The sequence below is a fragment of the Caballeronia sp. A2-2 genome (assembly GCF_057612605.2).
Window position 1 is genome coordinate 15,479 of the sequence record NZ_CM172587.1, and the last position, 20,390, is coordinate 35,868.

Here is a 20,390-nt window from a genome sequence, read left to right on the forward strand (position 1 = left end):
CTCACGTCCTCACCGAAATGCCGCGATCGGCCATGAAGCGCTTCGCTTCGCCGACCGTATGTTCGCCGTAGTGAAAGATGCTCGCCGCGAGCACGGCATCCGCGTGGCCTTCGGTGATGCCATCCGCGAGATGCTGAAGATTGCCGACGCCGCCGGACGCGATCACCGGAATGGGCACCGCATCCGACACGCCGCGCGTGAGCGCCAGATCGAAGCCGGACTTCGTGCCGTCGCGATCCATGCTGGTCAGCAGGATTTCGCCCGCGCCGAACTCGGCCATCTTGCGCGCCCATTCAATGGCGTCGATGCCCGTCGCCTTGCGCCCGCCGTGCGTGAACACTTCCCAGCGCGGCGTTTCGCCCTCGGCGGACACGCGCTTGGCGTCGATCGCCACGACGATGCATTGCGAACCGTGCTTGTCCGAGGCATCGCGCACGAGTTGCGGATTCGCCACCGCCGACGAATTCATGCTGATCTTGTCCGCGCCCGCGTTAAGCAAACGCCGCACGTCTTCGACGGCGCGCACGCCGCCGCCGACCGTCAGCGGAATAAAAACCTGCGACGCCACCGCCTCGATGATCGGCAGAATGAGGTCGCGCTGATCGGAAGTCGCGGTGATATCGAGAAAAGTGAGTTCGTCCGCGCCCTGATCGTCGTAGCGGCGCGCGATTTCGACGGGATCGCCCGCGTCGCGCAACTCGACGAAATTGACGCCTTTGACGACTCGGCCGGCAGTCACGTCCAGACAGGGGATGATGCGTTTTGCGAGAGCCATGTTCCTGCCGCTACTGGTTCGATACGAAGTAAGGGCGGCTCGCGCCGCCCGGAATGCTCGCGCCAAGCGTCGAAAAACGGCGTTATGCGCCGTCCGCTTCGCTCAGCGTGTCCGCGCGCGTCTGCGCCGCCGTGAAATCGAGGTCGCCGGAATAGATCGCGCGACCGCAGATCACACCTTCGATGCCTTCGTTCTCGACGCCGCACAGCGATTCGATATCCGCGATGTTCGACAATCCGCCGCTCGCGATCACCGGAATCTTCACCGCGCGCGCGAGGCGCACCGTCGCATCGATATTGATGCCTTGAAGCATGCCGTCGCGCCCGATGTCGGTGTAGATGATCGACTCGCAGCCGTAATCCTCGAACTTGCGGCCGAGATCCACGACTTCGTGGCCGGTGAGCTTGCTCCAGCCATCCGTGGCTACTTTGCCGTCCTTCGCATCCAGCCCGACGATGATATGCCCGGCGAACGCGCTGCACGCGTCCTGCAAGAAGCCCGGATTCTTCACCGCCGCCGTGCCGATGATGACGTAGGACAAGCCGTCGTCCAGATAGCGTTCGACGGTTTCGAGGTCGCGGATGCCGCCGCCAAGCTGCACCGGAATCTCGCTGCCGACTTCTTCGATGATCGAGCGGATGGCGTCGCCGTTTCTCGGCTTGCCCGCGAACGCGCCGTTCAGGTCGACGAGATGGAGCCGTCGCGCGCCGCGATCGACCCAATGTCGGGCCATGGCCGCCGGATCCTCTGAAAAAATGGTCGCCTGGTCCATATCGCCTTGCTTGAGGCGCACGCACTGACCGTCTTTAAGATCGATGGCCGGAATGAGCAGCATAGGAATCGCGTATTTTCTGGGTGGAGTTGATCGAAACAGCGCCGCGTGGGTCTCTCAGCCGTCTTTCGCGGGCCGTTTCGCTAGTGTAGTACAAGTCTTGCAACGGTCATGCGCACGTAAAGATACGTGGGAATCCTAGTGTTTTCACGGGTTCCAGTGCACGAAGTTTCGATAGAGGCGCAAACCGGCGTCCGCGCTTTTCTCCGGATGGAATTGCGTCGCGAAGATATTGTCGCGCGCCACCGCCGAGGTGAACGCATCGCCGTACTGAGTTTCGCCCGCTGTGTGGGCGGGATCGTCCGGCACGACGTGATAACTATGCACGAAGTAAAAGAACGCGCCGTCGGCGACACCGTCCCACATGGCATGCGGCTGCGCCTGACGCACGCGGTTCCAGCCCATTTGCGGCACCTTGAAGCGCGAGCCGTCGTCCTGAAGCATGCCTTCGAGCCGGAAACGCACCACTTTGCCGGGCAACAGGCCGAGACCCTTCGTGTCGCCTTCCTCGCTCCAGTCGAACAGCATTTGCTCGCCGACGCATACGCCGAGCATCGGCTTTTCGCGCGCGGCTCGCATGACCGCTTCCTGAAGGCCGGATTGCGCGAGATGGCCCATGCAGTCGCGCATTGCGCCCTGTCCGGGCAACACGATGCGATCGGCCGCGTGAATGCCCTGCGGCTGATCGACGATGGAAACATCCGCGTCGGGACCGGCCCTTCTCAGCGCCTGATACACCGAGCGCAGGTTGCCCATTCCGTAATCAACGATTGCTATCGAAGTTTTCATTTCAAAGATGGCATCAAGGCCTTCAACCCGTTGACGATGAACTCCACCGCCAGCGCGGACAACATCAACCCCATCAATCGCGTGCCGATGTTGATACCCGTGCGCCCGACCACGCGCGCGATCGGCTCCGCGAGATTCAGCGCGCCGAAGCACAACGCCGCGATGATCGCGCCGAGCAGCACCAGTCCGAAGCGGTCGTACCAGTGCTGCGCATTGGCAGCATAAACGATCACCGTGCTGATCGAACCCGGCCCGGTCAGCAGCGGAATGGCGAGCGGCACGACCGCGATGTTATTGCGCTCCTCCGCTTCCATGCGTTCCTCCGGCGTGGAGCGCGCGTTGCCGACCTGCGCGTTCAACATGCTGATCGCCATGAGCAGCATGATGATGCCGCCGCCCACTTCGAACGAGCCGACCGAAATCCCGAAGAACGCGATGATCTGCTGCCCGAGCAGCGCGGTAATCGCGATCACGCAGAACACCGAAATACACGCGACGCGGATGGTGTTGCGCTTCTCCGGGTCCGATTGCTGCGACGTGAGGCTGAGAAAAAACGGTATCGCGCCGATCGGGTTGATCAGCGCGAGCAAAGAGATAAACGACTTGAACAGATCCATCGTGTTTTCAACGCGGGTTGAGCCAATTCAGCGCGGAACCGGCAAGCGCTGATCAGAGACTTCCCTTGGTCGACGGAATCTGCCCCGCCGCGCGTTCATCGACTTCGCACGCCATGCGCAGCGCGCGGCCGAATGCCTTGAAAACGGTTTCGACCTGATGATGCGCGTTGAGCCCGCGAAGGTTGTCGATATGCAGCGTGACGCCCGCGTGATTCACAAAGCCGCGGAAAAATTCGATGGTGAGATCGACGTCGAATGTGCCGATGCGCGCGCGCGTGAACGGCACATGGAATTCGAGTCCCGGCCGCCCCGAAAAGTCGATTACGACGCGCGACAGCGCTTCGTCCAGCGGCACATAAGCGTGCCCGTAGCGCCGAATGCCCTTGCGGTCGCCGATGGCCTTCGCCACCGCCTGACCGAGCGTGATGCCGGTGTCTTCGACCGTATGGTGATCGTCGATATGGAGGTCGCCATGCGCTTCGACATCCAGATCGATCAGCCCGTGACGGGCAATCTGGTCGAGCATGTGATCGAGGAACGGGACGCCGGTGGCGAGCTTCTGCTTGCCGGTGCCGTCCAGATCGAGCTTCACACGGATCTGCGTTTCGCTGGTGTTGCGAACGACTTCCGCAATGCGCATGGTGATTCCTTGAGACTTTCGAAAAGTGGGGTTCAGCCGTTCGCGAGCTTGTTGAGCGCCGCGATCATGTGCGTGTTTTCTTCGGCGGTGCCAACCGTCAATCGCACGCAATTAGCCAGCAAAGGATGCATTTTACTCACGTTTTTGATCAAAATCCGCGAGGTCAGCAGGGTTTCGAAGGCCATCGCCGCATCCGGCACGCGCACCAGCAGGAAATTGCCCGCGCTCGGGAAAACGGTCATTCCCGGCAGCGCGGCGACTTCGCGCGCGAGGGCATCGCGTTGCGTGCGTAGTTCGGCGGCTTGGGCGTCGAGTACGTCGAGGTGATCGAGCAGGAAATTCGCGGTCGCCTGCGTCAGCACGTTGATGTTGTACGGCGGGCGCACCTTGTCGATCTGCATGATCCACGCGGGACGTCCCGCCATGTAACCCAGACGGATGCCCGCCAGACCCAACTTCGAGACCGTGCGCATGACGACCACGTTGTCGAAGTCTGCCGCGCGCGGCATCCAGCTTTTTTCGGCGAACGGCTGATATGCCTCGTCGATCACGACGAGACTCTTTTTCGCCGCCGCGATCACGCGTTCGATGTCGGCATCGTCGTACAGCGAGCCGGTCGGATTGTTCGGATACGCGAGATAGACGAGCGCGGGCGCGTGTGTCTCGATGGCGTCGATCAGCGCGTCGGCGTCGAGCGTGAAATCCGCCCGTAAAGGCACACCGACAAACTCCATGTGCGCGAACTGCGCCGACAGTTGATACATGACGAAGCCCGGCATCGGCGCGACGACCTTCGCGCCCGGCTTCGCGCACGCCATCGCCAGCATGCTGATGAGTTCGTCCGAGCCGTTGCCGAGCAGCACGTCGCAGGCATCGGGCACGTTCATCGTGCGCTTGATCTTCGCGATGAGTTGCGCCGGACGCGGCTCCGGATAGCGATTCAGCGCGACGCCCGCCAAATGCGCGCCGAGTTTCTGCGCGAGATCGGCGGGCAGCGTGAACGGGTTTTCCATCGCGTCGAGCTTGATGAGGCCCGTGGAATCGGCCACGGGATAGCTCGTCATCGCGAGCACGTCGGGACGCAGGATGTCTTGTGGTGTAGTCATTGTTTTTTTACCGGCGCGGATGACGCGCCGGCCAAAGCTGCGGTTCTCGAACCGGCTGAATCAGCCGGTATTCCTCATGCGATATTCGGCGCTGCGCGCGTGCGCGGGCAAGCCTTCGCCGTAAGCCAGTTCGGCCGCGATTTCACCGAGCGTCTGCGCGCCTTCCGCGCTGACTTCGATCACGCTCGAACGCTTCATGAAGTCATACACGCCGAGCGGCGACGAAAACCGCGCAGTGCGCGACGTCGGCAGAACGTGGTTCGGACCCGCGCAGTAATCGCCGAGACTTTCGCTCGTGTAGCGGCCGAGGAACATGGCGCCCGCGTTGTGAATCTGCGCGGCCCACTGATGCGGATCGAGCGCGGAAATTTCCAGATGCTCCGGCGCGATGTCATTCGCAATCGCGCATGCTTCATTCATATCGCGCACCTTGATGAGCGCACCACGATCTTCGAGCGAACGCTGGATGACATCGCGGCGCGGCATCGCCGGAAGCAGTTCTACGATGGCGTCTTCCACGCGTTTGATGAACGCTTCGTCCGGACACAGCAGGATGGATTGCGCGAGTTCGTCGTGTTCGGCCTGCGAGAACAGGTCCATCGCGACCCAGCGCGGGTCGGTGGTCGCGTCGCAAATAACGAGAATCTCGGACGGTCCCGCGATCATGTCGATGCCAACCGTCCCGAAAACGCGACGCTTGGCGGACGCGACATACGCGTTGCCCGGCCCGCAAATCTTGTCGACCGCCGGCACCGTTTTCGTGCCGTAGGCGAGTGCCGCCACCGCCTGCGCGCCGCCGATGGTAAACACCCGGTCCACGCCACCGATGAGCGCCGCCGCCAACACGAGCGGGTTCTTCACGCCATCGGGCGTCGGCACCACCATGACGATTTCCTTCACGCCCGCGACGCGCGCCGGAATGGCGTTCATCAGCACGGACGACGGATACGCCGCCTTGCCGCCCGGCACATAGATGCCCGCGCGATCCAGCGGCGTGACCTTCTGGCCGAGCACCGTGCCATCTGCTTCGGTGTACTGCCAGCTATGACTGCCGCATTCGATGCGCTGCTTCTCGTGATAACCACGCACGCGCGCCGCCGCCGCTTCGAGCGCCGCCCGACGCTTCGGCTCCAGCCCTTCGAGCGCCGCTTCAAGCTCCGATTGCGGCAACTCCAGCGAAGCAACGCTCGCAGCCTTCAGCCGATCGAACTTATTGGTGTATTCGAGCACGGCGTCATCGCCGCGCACTTTGACATCGCCGAGAATCTGCGCGACGGCGCGCTCGATGGCTTCGTCCTCGCTCGCTTCGAATGCGAGAACCGCACGCAGCGCCTTTTGAAAACCATCGGTGCTTGAATCGAGTCTGCGAATCTTGATTGACATGCTGGTTTTCCGTTTTGCTGGGTCGCGCGCCGCGTCGTGCGGCTGCGCTAGTTTCCCGTTCCGACCGACGCGCGCTCGAACGCATCGAGATAAGGCTTGAGCGCGGCGCGCTTCAGCTTGAGCGCGGCCTGATTCACGACGAGGCGCGACGAAATCTCCATGATCTCCTCGACCTCGACCAGATTGTTCGCGCGCAGCGTATTGCCGGAACTGACGAGATCGACGATGGCATCCGCGAGACCGACGAGCGGCGCGAGTTCCATCGAACCGTACAGCTTGATCAGATCGACGTGCACGCCCTTGGCCGCGAAGTGCTGCCGCGCGGTTTCGACGTACTTCGTCGCGACGCGCAGACGCGCACCCTGCCGCACCGCGTTCGCGTAGTCGAAGCCCGACTTGACCGCGACCGACATCCGGCAGCGCGCAATGTTCAGATCGATCGGCTGATACAGACCGCCGCCGCCGTGCTCGATCAACACATCCTTGCCCGCCACGCCGAAGTCCGCCGCGCCGTATTCCACGTAGGTCGGCACATCGGTCGCGCGCACGACGATCACGCGCAGGTTCGGATTCGTCGTCGGCAGAATGAGCTTGCGCGACGTCTCGGGATCTTCTGCCACCTGCACGCCCGCTGCGGCGAGCAGCGGCACGGTTTCCTCGAAGATACGCCCTTTCGACAACGCCAGCGTGAGCGGCGCGCTCGTTCCGACCGACGACGACGTCTGCGGCAACGAACTCATTGTTCGCTCCCGCTGCCCTTGATGCGTCGCACGTTCGCGCCGACTGCGGTCAGCTTCGCTTCCATGCGGTCGTAGCCGCGGTCGAGGTGATAGATGCGGTCGATCAGCGTTTCGCCGTCCGCGCACAGCGCCGCGATCACGAGACTCGCGGACGCACGCAGATCGGTCGCCATGACCTTCGCGCCCGACAGCTTCTCCACGCCATTCACCAACGCCGTATTCCCGTCGATGGTGATGCTCGCGCCCAACCGGTTCAACTCCTGCACGTGCATGAAGCGGTTCTCGAAGATCGTCTCGACTACTTGCGAGGTGCCATCCGCCATCGAGTTGAGCGCCATGAACTGCGCCTGCATGTCGGTCGGGAATGCCGGATATTCGGATGTGCGGATATTCACCGCGCCCGGACGCTTGCTCATGCGCACGCGCATCCAGTCGTCGCCTTCCTCGATGCTCACGCCCGCTTCGCGCAGCTTGGCCGTGACGGCATCCAGCAGCGAAGGCGTGACGTGACGCAGCGTGACGTCGCCGCCCGCCGCCGCGACCGCGCACAGGAACGTGCCCGCCTCGATACGGTCCGGCACCACGCGATGCTTCGCGCCATGCAGCTTGTCGACGCCGTGAATGGTGAGCCGGTCCGTGCCGATGCCATCGATCTTCGCGCCCATCTTCACCAGCAAATGCGCGAGGTCGCTCACTTCCGGTTCGCGCGCGGCGTTTTCGATGACCGTTTCGCCCTCGGCCAGCACCGCCGCCATCAGCAGATTTTCGGTGCCGGTCACGGTAATCATGTCGGGAATGATGCGCGCGCCCTTCAGCCGCTTTGCGCGCGCCTCGATGAAACCGTGCTCGATGTTGATCTCGGCGCCCATCGCCTGAAGACCTTTGATGTGCTGATCGACCGGACGCGCGCCGATCGCGCAGCCGCCGGGCAGCGACACTTTCGCTTCGCCGAAGCGCGCGACGAGCGGCCCGAGCACGAGAATCGACGCGCGCATGGTTTTCACCATCTCATACGGCGCGACGAGGTTATCGACCTTCGACGCATTCAACGTCACGCGTCCGTCGTTGGATGCTTCCGACTGCACGCCCATCTGGCGCAACAGTTTGAGCGTCGTTCGCGTGTCCTGAAGATTCGGCACGTTCGACAAATGGACGTCGTCCGCCGTGAGCAGTCCCGCGCAGAGAATCGGCAACGCCGCGTTCTTCGCGCCGGATACGGTGATTTCGCCCGAGAGCTTCGCGCCCCCTGTGATGACCAGCTTGTCCATAATGACTTGCCCCTCGTTCGAGCTTCCTGCTGCGGAGCCGTTGTCGGCGCCGTGGTTGTCTTGGGTGATTCGCACTGTCTACTGCCTTTATCTGCGGTGATGCCGGTATTGCCGGGTTGAGTCGTTGACCTGATGACTGATGAGGTTCGCCGGGTGGATTCAGGCCGCTTTCCACTCGTCGGGGGTGAGGGTTTTCATGCTGAGCGCATGAATCTCCTCGCGCATGCGCTCGCCGAGCGCCGCATAAACCAGTTGATGCCGCGCGATCAGCCGCTTGCCGACGAACGCATCGCTCACGATGGTCGCGAAGAAGTGCTGACCGTCGCCTTCGACGTCGAGATGCTGGCAGTTCAAACCGCCAGCGATGTAGTCCTTCACCTGCTCCGGAGTCGGCAACATGGAAGTCTCCTTGAATTAGTGGCGCAGCTTGTAACCGCTCGCGAGCAGCCGCACGGCGATCACCGCCAGCACCGCGAGAAAACCGCCGACGATGCACAGGCTCATCAGCGGGTTCACATCGGACAGGCCGAAAAAGCCGTAGCGAAAGCCGTCGATCATGTAGAAGAACGGATTCAGATGCGACACCGCGCGCCACAACGGCGGCAGCGTGTGCGTCGAATAGAACACGCCGGACAGGAACGTGAGCGGCATGATCAGGAAGTTCTGGAACGCGGCGAGCTGATCGAACTTATCCGCCCAAATGCCCGCGATCAAGCCGAGCGTGCCGAGAATGCCCGAGCCGAGCACGGCGAACGCGACGATATAGAACGGCGCGGAAAACGACATCGGAATGAACCAGATCGTCACGACGAACACGCCCAGCCCGACACACAATCCGCGCACGACGGACGCCAGCACGTAGGCGAAGAACATCTCCCAGTGCGCGATGGGCGGCAGCAGCACGAACACGAGATTGCCGGTGATCTTCGACTGAATCAGCGACGACGAACTATTGGCGAACGCGTTTTGCAGCACGCTCATCATGACGAGGCCCGGCACGAGAAAGCTCGTATAACCGACGCCCGGATAAACCTGCACGTGCCCCGACAACGCGTGGCCGAAGATCGTGAGATACAGCAGCGCGGTGATCACCGGCGCGGCCACGGTCTGAAACGAGACCTTCCAGAAGCGCAACAGCTCCTTGTATAACAACGTCTGAAAACCGCTCATGAAAGTCCCTCTACTACATCCGGCTCGTTCATCACTTGCATGAACACGTCTTCGAGATCCGCCTTGCGCACTTCGATTTCATCGAACGTGCAGCCCGCCGCGCGGCATTTCGCGAGGATCGGCTCGACTTCGTCATAGCTCGACAGACGCAGAAGATGCTGCGCGCCGCCGACCGCGTTCGGATCGACTTCGAGCGGGCGTAGTTCGACAGGCAGCGTGCCGTTCGAGAAGCGCAGATAAAGCTGCATGCCCGCGAAGCGTTGCAGCAACGTGCTCGTGCGCTCCAGCGCCACGACTTCGCCGCGACGGAGCATCGCCAGCCGGTCGCACAGCGATTCCGCTTCTTCAAGATAGTGCGTGGTCAGCACGATGGTGTGACCTTCGCGATTCAAACGCGAAATGAACTTCCACAAGGTCTGACGCAATTCGACATCGACGCCGGCAGTCGGCTCATCCAGCACGATCACCGGCGGACGATGTACCAGCGCCTGCGCCACCAGCACGCGGCGCTTCATGCCGCCGGACAGCGCGCGCGTGTTGACGTCGGCCTTTTCGGTGAGATCGAGATTGGCCATGACTTCATCGATCCAGTCGTCGTTGTGACGCAGACCGAAATAGCCCGACTGAATGCGCAGCGATTCGCGCACCGTGAAAAACGGATCGAACACGAGTTCCTGCGGCACCACGCCCAGCGAGCGGCGCGCGGCGCGAAAGTCGCTGACGACATCGTGACCGCGCACGGCGATCGTGCCACTGTCGGCGCGCGCCAACCCGGCGAGGATGCTGATCAACGTGGTCTTGCCCGCGCCGTTGGGGCCGAGCAGTCCGAAGAACTCTCCCTCTTCCACGGAGAGACTCACGCCTTTGAGCGCTTGCAGCTCTTTGTAGCGCTTTCTGACGTTGCGGATTTCTATGGCTGACATGAATGCGCGCGCGCCTTGTGCGGCAACGCCTCGATTGTGCGGATTACGCTTGATGGTCCCGGGCTCGGCCGGAATGCCCAAAACGGGGCCGGGTTCAGGCCCGAAAAAAACGTTTGATTATAGGGCAAAGCGGCTATAGCCGACTCCGGACGATCCTCTCGGCGGCACACGATGACATGCGCCGCGCCTGTTCGATTCAGGCCAGGATCAATGTCGGAAGGTGAGGAGCGTATCGACGCCGTAGGCTTGCGCGAGACTGGCGAGCCCGGAAGGAACATTGACGATGCCGAGACCGGCGCCGCGCGATGTCGCCGCGCGCTGCCATGCGAGCAGCACGGCGAGCGCGGATGAATCGAATTGCATGAGCGGCGCGCAATCCACTTCCGTGGCGCCCGCCGCGATACGCGACAGCCCCGCTTCGAGCGCGGCGTTCGCGCTCTCGTGGGTCAGATTCGCGGCCGTCTGAAAACGGCCGCCTGTCACTTGCGTGCTCACGATGCCTTGCCGTTCGCGAGTTGCTGGTTACGTTGCGTGAGGAACTGCACCAGACCGCTCACGCCATGCTGCTGAATCTGCTCGTTGAACTGTTGCTGATACGCCTGAATCAGCCATGCGCCGAGCACGTTGATGTCGTACACGCGCCAGCCTTGCGCCGTCTTGTACAGGCGATAGTCCAGTTCCACGGGCGAACCGTTATTCATCACCACCGAGCGGACCACGACATCCGTATCGTCCGGCGACGCGCGGAACGGCTTGTACTGCACCGTCTGATTACGCACTTGCGCGAGCGCGCCCGAGTACGTGCGGATCAGCAGCATCTTGAATTGCTCGACGATCTGCTTTTGCTGCTCCGGCGTGGCCGTGTTCCAGTTACGGCCCATCACGAGACGCGTGGTGCGCGTGAAGTCCGTGTACGGAAGAATCTTCTCGTTGACGAGCTTCGTGATTTCGTTGATGTCGCCCGACTGGATCTTGTTGTCGGACTTGATCTGGTCGAGCACTTCTTGCGTGATCGTCTTGATCAGCACATCGGGCGCGCTCGCATCCGCGCTTTGCGCCGAGGCCGTGCCGCAGAACGCCAAAAACATGGCGAGGATTGGAAGCAGGAAGAATTTTTTCATCGCATACCCTACAAAAGATGTGGCTTGAGTTTGAGCGCGCCGCCCGATTTGAGTCCAGGTCGAGCGCGCATCAGGCTGTCGGAAATGTTACCGCGTGTTGGCGACCCGGCGCTCAGTGCAAGCGGAACGAAGGGAATCCGGGCGGTGCGCGCGGCGGCACGTACTGATTGCCCGGAACGGTCGAACTGCTTGCCGCATTCGGTGTGGCAGCCGTTCCAGAAGCAGGCGTCGCGCCTGATGCCGCGGCAGGCGGCACGGCAGTCGCCGACGCACCCGCCGCAGTTGCAGCCGCGCCATCCGGCTCGGCGTAATTCGGCAGCGGCGCTTCGCCATATTCCGGCGCGCTGGCGTTGTCGCCCGTGATCAGATATTGGCGACGTTGCAGATACGCGTTGCGCACGAACGAGTATTTGTCGAGCGCGGCATCGCCGAGAATGTCGGTCGCACCGAGCAGGTTGGCGCGCGTGTTGACGAGATTCACGCCGTAGAGCGCCCAACTCACCGAATCCGGACTGACGTAGCTCAGCGGGTTGCCGAAGTAGTCAGGCACGAGGCCCACCGTATCGCGCACCGTGCTCGGCCCGAGCAGCGGCAACACGAGGAACGGACCCGACGGTACGCCGTAGTGGCCGAGCGTGAGCCCGAAATCCTCGGTGTGCTTCGGCAACTTGGCGATCGTCGCCACGTCGAACAAACCGCCGACGCCGAACACCGTGTTGATCACGACACGCATGATGTCCGACACGCCATCCGCCACCTTCAACTGCAGCAGATTGTTCGCCGCGATGTACACATCACCGATATTCGAGAAGAAGTTGGTGACGCTGTTGCGCACCGGCTCCGGCACGGCCCACACGTAACCCTGCGCGACCGGCTTGAATGCGTACTTGTCCACCGTGTCGTTGATCGTGAACATCGTGCGGTTGTAGCTTTCGAAGGGATCGCCCTTCGTGGGCGTCGTCACCGTCGCGCAACCGGCAAGCAATGCCGCCGTCGCGACAGCGGCGACCATGCGCCGTAACCCGATCGCCTGCATGTTGTTTCTCCTTATTGAGCCGCGCCGGACGCCGCGCTCGCGGGTGCCGCGCCTGCCGCGCCCATTGCGCTCGCCGCACCCGGAAAAGCCGGTGCCGGCGCGGCCGCAGGAGCCGCCGACGACGATTTCGAGGCGCCGGAATCCGCCGCCTTGTTGTACAGGAACTGACCGATCAGGTTTTCCAGCACCACGGCCGATTGCGTCATGGTGATCGTGTCGCCAGCCTTGAGCATCTGATCGTCGCCGCCCGGCTCCAGGCCGATGTACTGCTCGCCGAGCAGGCCGGAGGTTAGGATCTTCGCCGACGAATCCTTCGGAAACTGGTATTGCTTGTCGATATCGATGGTCACGACCGCCTGATACGTGTTGCCATCGAAACCGATCGAGCCGACGCGGCCGACCGTCACGCCCGCGCTCTTGACCGGCGCGCGCGACTTCAGTCCACCGATGTTGTCGAACTTGAGGCGCACCGCGTACGTTTGCTGAAACGACAGCGAGCTCATGTTGCCCGCCTTCAGCGCAAGAAAAAGCAGCGCCACGAAACCGAGCACCACAAATAAGCCGACCCAAAAGTCGAGAGCAGTCTTTTTCATCGTCTTTCCAAAGAGAATCTTGTCGCAGCGCGCGCGTGACGGTCTGTGCCCTTCACAACGCCCGCGCAAGCGCGGACGCGCGCGCGTGGTTCAGCTGAACATCAGTGCGGTCAGCAGGAAATCGAGGCCGAGCACGGCGAGCGACGCGTACACCACGGTCTTGGTCGTGGCACGCGACACGCCTTCCGGCGTCGGCCGGGCTTCGTAGCCCTGGAACAATGCGATGAACGTCACCGCGAAACCGAACACGATGCTTTTGATGACGCCATTGCCGACATCGCGCCAGACATCCACGCCGCCCTGCATCTGCGACCAGAACGAGCCGGGATCGACGCCGATCAACATGACGCCGACGACATAGCCGCCGAGAATGCCGACCGCGCTGAAGATGGCCGCGAGTATCGGCATGGCGATGATGCCCGCCCACATGCGCGGCGCCATCACGAATTTCATGGGATCGACCGCCATCATTTCCATGGCGGTGAGTTGCTCGCCGGCCTTCATCAGACCGATTTCCGCCGTCAGCGATGTCCCCGCGCGCCCGGCGAACAACAGCGCCGTGACCACCGGCCCGAGTTCGCGCACAAGCGACAGCGCGACCAGCAGACCGAGCGCTTCTTCCGAACCATAGCGGCTCAGCGTGTAATAACCCTGCAAACCCAGCACGAAGCCGACGAACAGCCCGGACACCGCGATGATGACAAACGAATAATTGCCGACGAAGAAGACCTGTTTCGTGACAAGACGCGGCCGGCGCAGCAGCGCGAAAAACTGGGCCACAAGGCGCAGGAACATGCGCGTGGCGTAGCCGGTGGTGCCGAAACCGTCGAGCACCCAGCGACCGAGCGAACTGATCATGCCTGGCCTCCGATGCCGAAATCCGCCGCGAGCGGCTGGCTCGCGTAGTGGAACTTGAAGGGACCGTCCGGCGCGCCATCGATGAACTGCCGCACGGTCGGGTCCTGCGATTCGCTCAGTTGCGCCGGCGTACCTTCCGCGTGGATGCCGCCGTTGGCCACGAAATACACGTAATCCGCGATGGAAAACGTCTCCGGCACGTCATGCGACACGATGATCGACGTCGCGCCAAGCGCATCGTTGAGCGTGCGGATGAGCTTCGCGGTGATGCCGAGCGAAATGGGATCGAGACCGGCGAACGGCTCGTCGTACATCATGAGTTCGGGGTCGAGCGCGATGGCACGAGCCAGCGCCACACGACGCGCCATGCCGCCCGAAATCTCCGACGGCGCGAGATCGCGCGCGCCGCGCAGGCCGACTGCATTGAGCTTCATCAGCACGAGATCGCGGATGAGGTCTTCGGGCAGATCGGTGTGTTCGCGCAGCGGAAAGGCGACGTTCTCGAACACGGTCTGGTCAGTAAACAGCGCGCCGAACTGAAACAGCATGCCCATCTTGCGGCGCAGCGCGTAAAGACCGTCGCGCGACTGCGCGCCGACATCCTGGCCGGTGAACATCACCTGACCGCGGCTGGCCTTCACCAGACCGCCAATCAAACGCAGCGTCGTGGTCTTGCCGCAGCCCGAACCGCCCATGACAGCCACGACCTGACCACGCGTGAAACGCATGTTCAGGTTGGACAGAACGAGCCGTCCGCCGTAACCGAAGTCGACGTCGCGGAGCTCAAGTAGAGTCTCGGAAGAGGCTGGCACTGGGTAACTAATCCCGTTGACGCAAGAGGGCGAATTATAGGGCCTGCGCGCAATCGGTGCTTTGCCTAGGCTATTCCCCGCTAATTTTTCAGATTTATAGCCGATCTTCTGCGAAGTTTCTTTGCAGATCCGTCACCGCGGCCGCCGTATCCGATGCCTCCGTCACCGCCCGCACAACCGCCGCGCTGCCGATTCCGGTTGCCAGAACGTCCGGCAACACCTTGCCGTCGATCCCGCCGATCGCCACGAGCGGCACGCGGCCTCCGAGCAACTGAACGTAGCGGCGCAGGCGCGCGAGACCTTGAGGCTTGGTCGGCATCACCTTGGTCGTGGTCGGGAAAACTGCGCCGAGCGCCAGATAGCTCGGGCCGAAATGCAGCGCGCGCAGCATCTCGTAATAGCCGTGCGTGGACAATCCCAGACGCAGACCGGCGCGCGAAATCGCATCGAGATCGGCTGTTTCGACGTCTTCCTGACCGAGATGCACACCGTACGCGCCCGCCGCGACGGCCTCGCGCCAGTGATCGTTGATGAACAACTGCGCGCCGTGTCTACGCCCTGCCGCGACCGATCGTTCGATTTCATGGCTCAGATCGTCGGCGTCGGTGGTTTTGCGGCGCAGTTGCGCGGTGATGACGCCAAGCGCCAGCACGCGCTCGACCCATTCCGCACTCGGCAAAACCGGATACAGGCCGAGCCGATCCGGACACGCCGGAAATCCGGCCTCAGGCGCGGGCGGAAGATTCGCGACGCGCGGGAAGGTGGCGAAATCGACGGGCCATGCATCGGGTTTCGCTTCGTCGCCGGAACGCCACGCCATGGCTAGCACCAGCGCATCGTGCGGTTCGAAATTGCAGTCGAGGAACGCTGCGAGCGCCGCCAGCCAGTCGTCGGAACGCTCGCCTTCGAGTGCGTGGCGAACATCGCCGCGAAGGAGCGTCACGCGCTCGCCGTGCGCTTCGAGCACCGTCGCGCCGGTGTCCGCCAGACGCTTCACATCGGCATCATGCATTTCGGTGAAGACGATGAGATCGCCCTCGCCCGGCGCTTCCGGCACCGTGAGGCAGATACGCCAGCGCGTCGCGGGCACCGGCCAGTCGCCCAGCCGCGCGCGGATGCCTTCGGCCACCTCGACCCATTCGTCCGCAGGCGGCCAGAACACTTCATGTCCGAGCAGACTCATGCCGCACCTCCGTCCTGATGCCAGAACGGCATGCCGACGACCGGCGTGCTCGCCTGCGCGCTGTCGCGTTCGGCCATCGGTCCGGCGAGAAAAGCCGTGCGCCCTGCCTCCACGCCGAGTGCGAACGCGCGCGCCATGTGCGGCGGATAGGTCGCCTGCGACACCGCCGTGTTGAGCAGCACGCCGTCGAAACCCCACTCCATCACCTGACACGCGTGCGACGGCACGCCCAATCCGGCATCGACGATCAGCGGTGTATCCGGCAAGCGCTCGCGCAACGTTCGCAGACCGTACGGATTCGTCACGCCCTTGCCCGTGCCGATGGGCGCGCCCCACGGCATCAGCGCTTCACAGCCCGCATCGAGCAGACGGCGGCCGATTACGAGATCTTCCGTGCAGTACGGCAGCACCTTGAAACCATCGCGGATGAGCTTGCCCGCCGCCTCGACCAGGCCGATCGGATCGGGCTGCAAGGTGTAGTCGTCGCCGATCAGTTCGAGCTTGAGCCACGGCGTATCGAACACTTCGCGCGCCATGTACGCGGTCGTCAACACTTCGTCCACGCTCTGGCAGCCCGCCGTGTTCGGCAGCAGCGCGACGCCGTGTTGCTTGAGAACATCGAAGAAACCGGCCTCGCCTGTTTCGGACTGACGCCGCAGCGCGACCGTCACCATGCCGGGACGCGCGGCCTCGATGGAATCGGAAAGCGATTGCAGCGACGGATAGCGCGATGTGCCGAGCAGCACGCGGCTCGGAAACGTCTGGCCGTAGAGCGTGAGCGCATCGGTTTGAGTAGTCATGATCGAATCCTGTGGATGAATCAGCCGCCCGCGACGGGCGATACGACATCGAGCTTGTCGCCCGCGCACAGCGCGCGCGTGCCGTGCTCGCCGCGCGCGACGAACTGGCCGTTCAACGCGACCGCAAACGGCGGTTTCGCGCCGAAGGCCGCGAGCGCATCGACGACGGTGGCGGCATCGGGCAAGTCGATCAGGCGTTGATTGATGTGAATCTGCATGGCGTTCTTTCTCTTCGATGCTAGTGCGCAGCCGCGCTCGCGAACTCGCCGTGAAGCAGTTCGGACCAGCGCGCGGCGGTGCGGAATTCGGAGAACGTGTCGTGATCGGCGACGGTGCCTGAGGCGAGCGCATCGGCCAGCGCGCAGGCGGCATCGGCGACTTCCGGCGCGATCATGAAGCCGTGTCGATACAGCCCATTCACGCGCAAGGTGCGCGCCCCGTCCCAGACGATCGCCGGACGATGATCGGGCAAAGTCGGACGGCACTGCGAATTGAGTTCGAGGATGCGCGCCTCGCCGAATCCCGGATGCACGGCAAACGCCGCGCTCAGCAATTCGAGCGCCGAACGCACGCTCACCGGCGACATATCCTCGCCCTCGACTTCGGTTGCGCCGATCACATAATGGTCGTCCTGCTTAGGCGCGATATAAAGCGGATAGCGCGGATGCAAAAGCCGCACAGGCCGCGTCAGATGGATGCCCGGCGCATGCACGCGCGCCACTTCGCCGCGAATCCCGCGCAGCGCGGACCACGCAGGCTTGCCGCCCAGACCGCGACAATCGACGATCCAGCGCGCATCCGGCATGTCGTGAACGGGCGTGTTCCAGTGCGTGCGCACGCCGCGCGCCGCCAGACCGGCCGCGAGCGCTTTGAGCGCCTGACGGTTGTCGAGTTGTCCTTCGTGCGGCAGCAACCATCCTTGTGCGAAGCGCGTGCCGAGCGCCGGTTCGGCCTGCGAAACCTGCGCGCCTGCAAGTTTGATGAAGCCACCATCGAGCAAGGAAGCAGGCGCATTCGCGCGCAGACGCCGCTCGAACAACGGCGCTTCCGCGCGATCCGCGCCGTGCCACACAACAAGCGTGCCATTGCGCTGAAAGAAAACCGGCTCCGGCAATTGCGCGAGCAATTCCGGCCAGCGCGCCAGCGACGCCGCGCCCAGCGCGACCACGAGCGGTTCCGCGCTGGCCGCCTCGGCGAGTGGCGCGAGCATGGCGGCGGCGACCCAGGCGGCCGATTGCGTGCCGGCTGCATCGCCGCTTTCATAGAGCGAGACTTCGTGGCCCGCGCCTGCCAATTGCCACGCGACCAGCCGCCCGACGAGTCCTCCGCCGATCACGGCGAAGTCCGTCCTGTTCGCGGCGGTCTTGTTGATGCTGTTCACGATGCGTTTGTCTCCTGCCAGCCAATGGGCGCATCCGGCGGAGAAAAGGGAAAGCAAGACACGCGATCCCGGTCATTCCGCACAAAGGCGCACGACAAGGACGAAATCAGCGGAGAGACCGGCCCGGCGACAAGCAGACGCTGGACGGAAAGGAACGATGGAACTGGAAGAGACTGAAGGAATGGCGCGAGTACCGCGCGTTCTCCGGAAACTTCCCTCGCCGGTATTACCCGGATCGGGTGCAAAGGGTCTCTCTCAGCCTCACGCGCCCGATGTTTCTCGAATGCGCGCGAAGCACCCCTGTTTCGTCGAAGATCATTAGAACATGAAAGCCGAAGCCGCTGCAAACCGGGATTGTCCGCCGCCACGCGCATGAACAAGCGTCCTTTTTCGCGCCGCGCGGCACTCTGGCACAATGCCCCGAACAGGTTCCACGGCTGATCGCGCCGGATTAAGCGGCAGTTAAGGGAACCCCGGAACAATCCGCGATGCGAACCGTCGCGCGCCTCTGGTGGCCGCGCGCACGGTTCGCATCGCGATGTAAAAACCCTCCGCGCAATCGGCGCGTCAGCAGGAAGGTCATGGCCAACACTCAAACCGACAACACGCAGCAAAAGGCAGACGAAGTATCCGCGTGGAGTCTCATCAAACCGTATTGGGTCTCGGAAGAACGCGGCGTCGCGTGGGGCTTGTTGGTGGCGATCATCGCGATCAACATGACCGTGGTGTGGATCAACGTGCGGCTCAATAGCTGGAACGCGGACTTCTATAACGCGCTGCAGAACAAGAACGTCAAGGATTTCCCGCATCTGCTGCTGATCTTCACGGGCTTGGCGTTCGCGTACATTCTGCTGGCCGTGTACGGGCGATATCTGCGGCAAATGCTTTCGTTCCGCTGGCGGCAATGGCTCACCAACAAGTATCTCGAACAATGGTTCGGCGACCGCGCGTTCTATCGAATCGAGCGGGACCGGCTGGCGGATAACCCCGACCAGCGTATTTCCGACGACCTGCAATCCTTCGCGACGACCACGCTTTCCTTGTCGCTCGATCTGCTTTCGACGCTCGTCACGCTCGTCACCTTCATCACGATTCTCTGGACCATCGCGGGCGCGCTGACGTTCTCGCTTGGCGGCACGCCGATCACCATTCCGGGCTACATGGTGTGGGCTGCGGCGCTGTATGCCATTCTCGGCTCGCTCATCATTCAGAAGGTCGGGCATCCGCTGGTGTCGATCAATTATCAGCAACAGAAAGTGGAGGCGGATTTCCGCTTCGGGCTGATTCGCGTGCGTGAGAACGCCGAACAAATCGCGTTCTATGACGGCATTGGGACGGAGACGGCGAACGCGAAGTCCATCTTCCAGCGCATTCGCGACAACTGGTGGCTCATCATGCGGTACACGAAGCGCATGACCTTCGTGCTGTCGTTCTATGGACAGATCGCGATCATCTTCCCGATCATGGTGGCAGCGCCCCGCTACTTCGCGGGCGCGTTTTCCTTCGGCGTGCTGATGCAGATTTCATCGGCGTTCGGCACGGTGAGCGATTCGTTTTCGTGGTTCATCAATAGTTACTCGACGTTGGTCGAATGGCGCGCCACGGTCAATCGTCTGCGCGAATTCAAGCGTGTGATGCGCTCGACGCATATTCGCGAGGAAACGTCGCCGGCGACCGAGCATGGCGGCATTAATCTGCACTACACGAGCACGAAGACGTTGACCACGCGCGGTCTCATGCTCGCGCTTCCGAACGGCACGCCGCTTTCGCGTGTGTCGGATGTCTCGATCGAACCGGGTTCGCGCTGGCTGGTCGTCGGTCCGTCCGGTTCCGGCAAGAGCACGTTGATGCGCGCGCTCGCCGGTTTGTGGCCGTTCGGCGATGGCACCATCGACGCACCCGTCGATGCCAAGCTCATGTTCATCCCGCAGGTGAGTTATCTGCCGATTGGCACCTTGCGCGCGGCGTTGGCGTATCCATCGGCGGGCGGCACGTTCAGCGACGATCGTTCGCGCGAAGTATTGAAGGCGTGCAATCTGGCGGACTATATGGATAGGCTGGATGAGAGCCTGCATTGGGCGCGCAGCCTGTCGCCGGGCGAGCAGCAACGTCTGGCTGCTGCGCGCGTGCTGCTGCACGAACCGGACTTCGTGTTCCTCGACGAAGCCACCAGCGCACTCGATGCGGACAACGAACTGCATATCTACAACACGCTGGTCGAACGCTTGCCGAAAGCGGCGATCTTGAGCGTGGCGCATCGCGAATCGGTCGCGATGTTCCACGATTACAAGATCGAGATCGAAAGGGCGATGGCGGAGGCTTGATTCCCTTCGTGGCCTCGTGGCCTCGTGGCCCGTTCGTTT

The 20,390-nt window shown here is 62.8% G+C and carries 23 protein-coding genes and 1 riboswitch; of the genes, 1 reads left to right on the forward strand and 22 read right to left on the reverse strand.

The genetic code is table 11. From position 1 onward, the window contains the following. Position 1 precedes the first annotated feature (1 nt). From hisF to ACZCWR_RS00210, 22 genes are all read right to left on the reverse strand, one after another. Positions 2-775, reverse strand: coding sequence for an imidazole glycerol phosphate synthase subunit HisF (gene hisF / locus ACZCWR_RS00105; RefSeq protein WP_487301766.1), 774 nt, complete (start codon positions 773-775; stop codon positions 2-4). Between the two features lie 82 nt (positions 776-857). Continuing rightward, positions 858-1,610, reverse strand: coding sequence for a 1-(5-phosphoribosyl)-5-[(5-phosphoribosylamino)methylideneamino]imidazole-4-carboxamide isomerase (gene hisA, locus ACZCWR_RS00110; RefSeq protein ID WP_487301767.1), 753 nt, complete (start codon positions 1,608-1,610; stop codon positions 858-860). Positions 1,611-1,754: 144 nt separating this feature from the next. Then, entirely contained in the window at positions 1,755-2,396 is a 642-nt protein-coding gene (hisH, locus tag ACZCWR_RS00115; RefSeq protein WP_487301768.1) for an imidazole glycerol phosphate synthase subunit HisH, read from the reverse strand. Beyond that, positions 2,393-3,013 carry a YchE family NAAT transporter gene (locus ACZCWR_RS00120; RefSeq protein WP_487301769.1) on the reverse strand — a complete coding sequence of 207 codons (621 nt, stop codon included), beginning with the start codon at positions 3,011-3,013 and terminating at the stop codon, positions 2,393-2,395. Before ACZCWR_RS00120 ends, hisH begins: the two co-directional genes overlap by 4 nt. Before the next feature lie 52 nt (positions 3,014-3,065). Beyond that, positions 3,066-3,653, reverse strand: a complete 588-nt coding sequence (gene hisB / locus ACZCWR_RS00125) for an imidazoleglycerol-phosphate dehydratase HisB (RefSeq protein WP_487301770.1) — start codon at positions 3,651-3,653, stop codon at positions 3,066-3,068. Between the two features lie 32 nt (positions 3,654-3,685). Next, the gene (gene hisC / locus ACZCWR_RS00130; protein WP_487301771.1) at positions 3,686-4,759 is read right to left on the reverse strand and encodes a histidinol-phosphate transaminase; all 1,074 of its coding nucleotides are present in this window, start codon (positions 4,757-4,759) and stop codon (positions 3,686-3,688) included. A gap of 60 nt (positions 4,760-4,819) precedes the next feature. After that, positions 4,820-6,142, reverse strand: a complete 1,323-nt coding sequence (gene hisD / locus ACZCWR_RS00135) for a histidinol dehydrogenase (RefSeq protein ID WP_487301772.1) — start codon at positions 6,140-6,142, stop codon at positions 4,820-4,822. A 47-nt stretch (positions 6,143-6,189) separates the two neighbouring features. Continuing rightward, positions 6,190-6,882 carry an ATP phosphoribosyltransferase gene (gene hisG / locus ACZCWR_RS00140; RefSeq protein WP_487301773.1) on the reverse strand — a complete coding sequence of 231 codons (693 nt, stop codon included), beginning with the start codon at positions 6,880-6,882 and terminating at the stop codon, positions 6,190-6,192. After that, a complete protein-coding gene (gene murA, locus ACZCWR_RS00145) occupies positions 6,879-8,150 on the reverse strand; it encodes a UDP-N-acetylglucosamine 1-carboxyvinyltransferase (protein ID WP_487303195.1) in 1,272 nt (423 codons plus the stop codon). The genes hisG and murA overlap by 4 nt, the downstream gene beginning before the upstream one ends. Positions 8,151-8,309: 159 nt before the next feature. After that, positions 8,310-8,549, reverse strand: a complete 240-nt coding sequence (locus ACZCWR_RS00150) for a BolA family protein (protein ID WP_487301774.1) — start codon at positions 8,547-8,549, stop codon at positions 8,310-8,312. Between the two features lie 15 nt (positions 8,550-8,564). Next, complete coding sequence (locus ACZCWR_RS00155; RefSeq protein WP_487301775.1) at positions 8,565-9,320, reverse strand: ABC transporter permease; 756 nt, start codon at positions 9,318-9,320, stop codon at positions 8,565-8,567. Beyond that, on the reverse strand, positions 9,317-10,243 hold the full coding sequence (locus ACZCWR_RS00160) for an ABC transporter ATP-binding protein (RefSeq protein WP_487301776.1): 927 nt from the start codon (positions 10,241-10,243) through the stop codon (positions 9,317-9,319). Before ACZCWR_RS00160 ends, ACZCWR_RS00155 begins: the two co-directional genes overlap by 4 nt. Positions 10,244-10,450: 207 nt before the next feature. Next, the gene (locus tag ACZCWR_RS00165) at positions 10,451-10,738 is read right to left on the reverse strand and encodes an STAS domain-containing protein (protein ID WP_487301777.1); all 288 of its coding nucleotides are present in this window, start codon (positions 10,736-10,738) and stop codon (positions 10,451-10,453) included. Then, on the reverse strand, positions 10,735-11,364 hold the full coding sequence (locus ACZCWR_RS00170) for an MlaC/ttg2D family ABC transporter substrate-binding protein (RefSeq protein ID WP_487301778.1): 630 nt from the start codon (positions 11,362-11,364) through the stop codon (positions 10,735-10,737). Before ACZCWR_RS00170 ends, ACZCWR_RS00165 begins: the two co-directional genes overlap by 4 nt. A 112-nt stretch (positions 11,365-11,476) precedes the next feature. Next, positions 11,477-12,400: an MlaA family lipoprotein gene (locus ACZCWR_RS00175; RefSeq protein ID WP_487301779.1), complete on the reverse strand. Its 924-nt coding sequence runs from the start codon at positions 12,398-12,400 to the stop codon at positions 11,477-11,479. Between the two features lie 11 nt (positions 12,401-12,411). Further along, positions 12,412-12,993 carry an outer membrane lipid asymmetry maintenance protein MlaD gene (mlaD, locus tag ACZCWR_RS00180; protein WP_487301780.1) on the reverse strand — a complete coding sequence of 194 codons (582 nt, stop codon included), beginning with the start codon at positions 12,991-12,993 and terminating at the stop codon, positions 12,412-12,414. Positions 12,994-13,083: 90 nt separating this feature from the next. Next, the gene (mlaE, locus tag ACZCWR_RS00185) at positions 13,084-13,851 is read right to left on the reverse strand and encodes a lipid asymmetry maintenance ABC transporter permease subunit MlaE (RefSeq protein WP_487301781.1); all 768 of its coding nucleotides are present in this window, start codon (positions 13,849-13,851) and stop codon (positions 13,084-13,086) included. Continuing rightward, positions 13,848-14,663 carry an ABC transporter ATP-binding protein gene (locus ACZCWR_RS00190; protein ID WP_487301782.1) on the reverse strand — a complete coding sequence of 272 codons (816 nt, stop codon included), beginning with the start codon at positions 14,661-14,663 and terminating at the stop codon, positions 13,848-13,850. The genes mlaE and ACZCWR_RS00190 overlap by 4 nt, the downstream gene beginning before the upstream one ends. A gap of 94 nt (positions 14,664-14,757) precedes the next feature. Next, positions 14,758-15,846, reverse strand: a complete 1,089-nt coding sequence (gene thiE / locus ACZCWR_RS00195; protein WP_487301783.1) for a thiamine phosphate synthase — start codon at positions 15,844-15,846, stop codon at positions 14,758-14,760. After that, a complete protein-coding gene (locus ACZCWR_RS00200; protein ID WP_487301784.1) occupies positions 15,843-16,646 on the reverse strand; it encodes a thiazole synthase in 804 nt (267 codons plus the stop codon). Before ACZCWR_RS00200 ends, thiE begins: the two co-directional genes overlap by 4 nt. Before the next feature lie 20 nt (positions 16,647-16,666). Then, entirely contained in the window at positions 16,667-16,864 is a 198-nt protein-coding gene (gene thiS / locus ACZCWR_RS00205; protein ID WP_487301785.1) for a sulfur carrier protein ThiS, read from the reverse strand. A gap of 20 nt (positions 16,865-16,884) precedes the next feature. After that, a complete protein-coding gene (locus tag ACZCWR_RS00210) occupies positions 16,885-18,027 on the reverse strand; it encodes an FAD-dependent oxidoreductase (RefSeq protein WP_487301786.1) in 1,143 nt (380 codons plus the stop codon). A gap of 195 nt (positions 18,028-18,222) precedes the next feature. Beyond that, positions 18,223-18,339, reverse strand: a riboswitch (TPP riboswitch). A 269-nt stretch (positions 18,340-18,608) separates the two neighbouring features. On the opposite strand from ACZCWR_RS00210, the gene ACZCWR_RS00215 reads away from it, so the two are divergent. After that, complete coding sequence (locus ACZCWR_RS00215) at positions 18,609-20,351, forward strand: ABC transporter ATP-binding protein/permease (RefSeq protein WP_487301787.1); 1,743 nt, start codon at positions 18,609-18,611, stop codon at positions 20,349-20,351. The last annotated feature ends 39 nt before the right edge of the window (positions 20,352-20,390 follow it).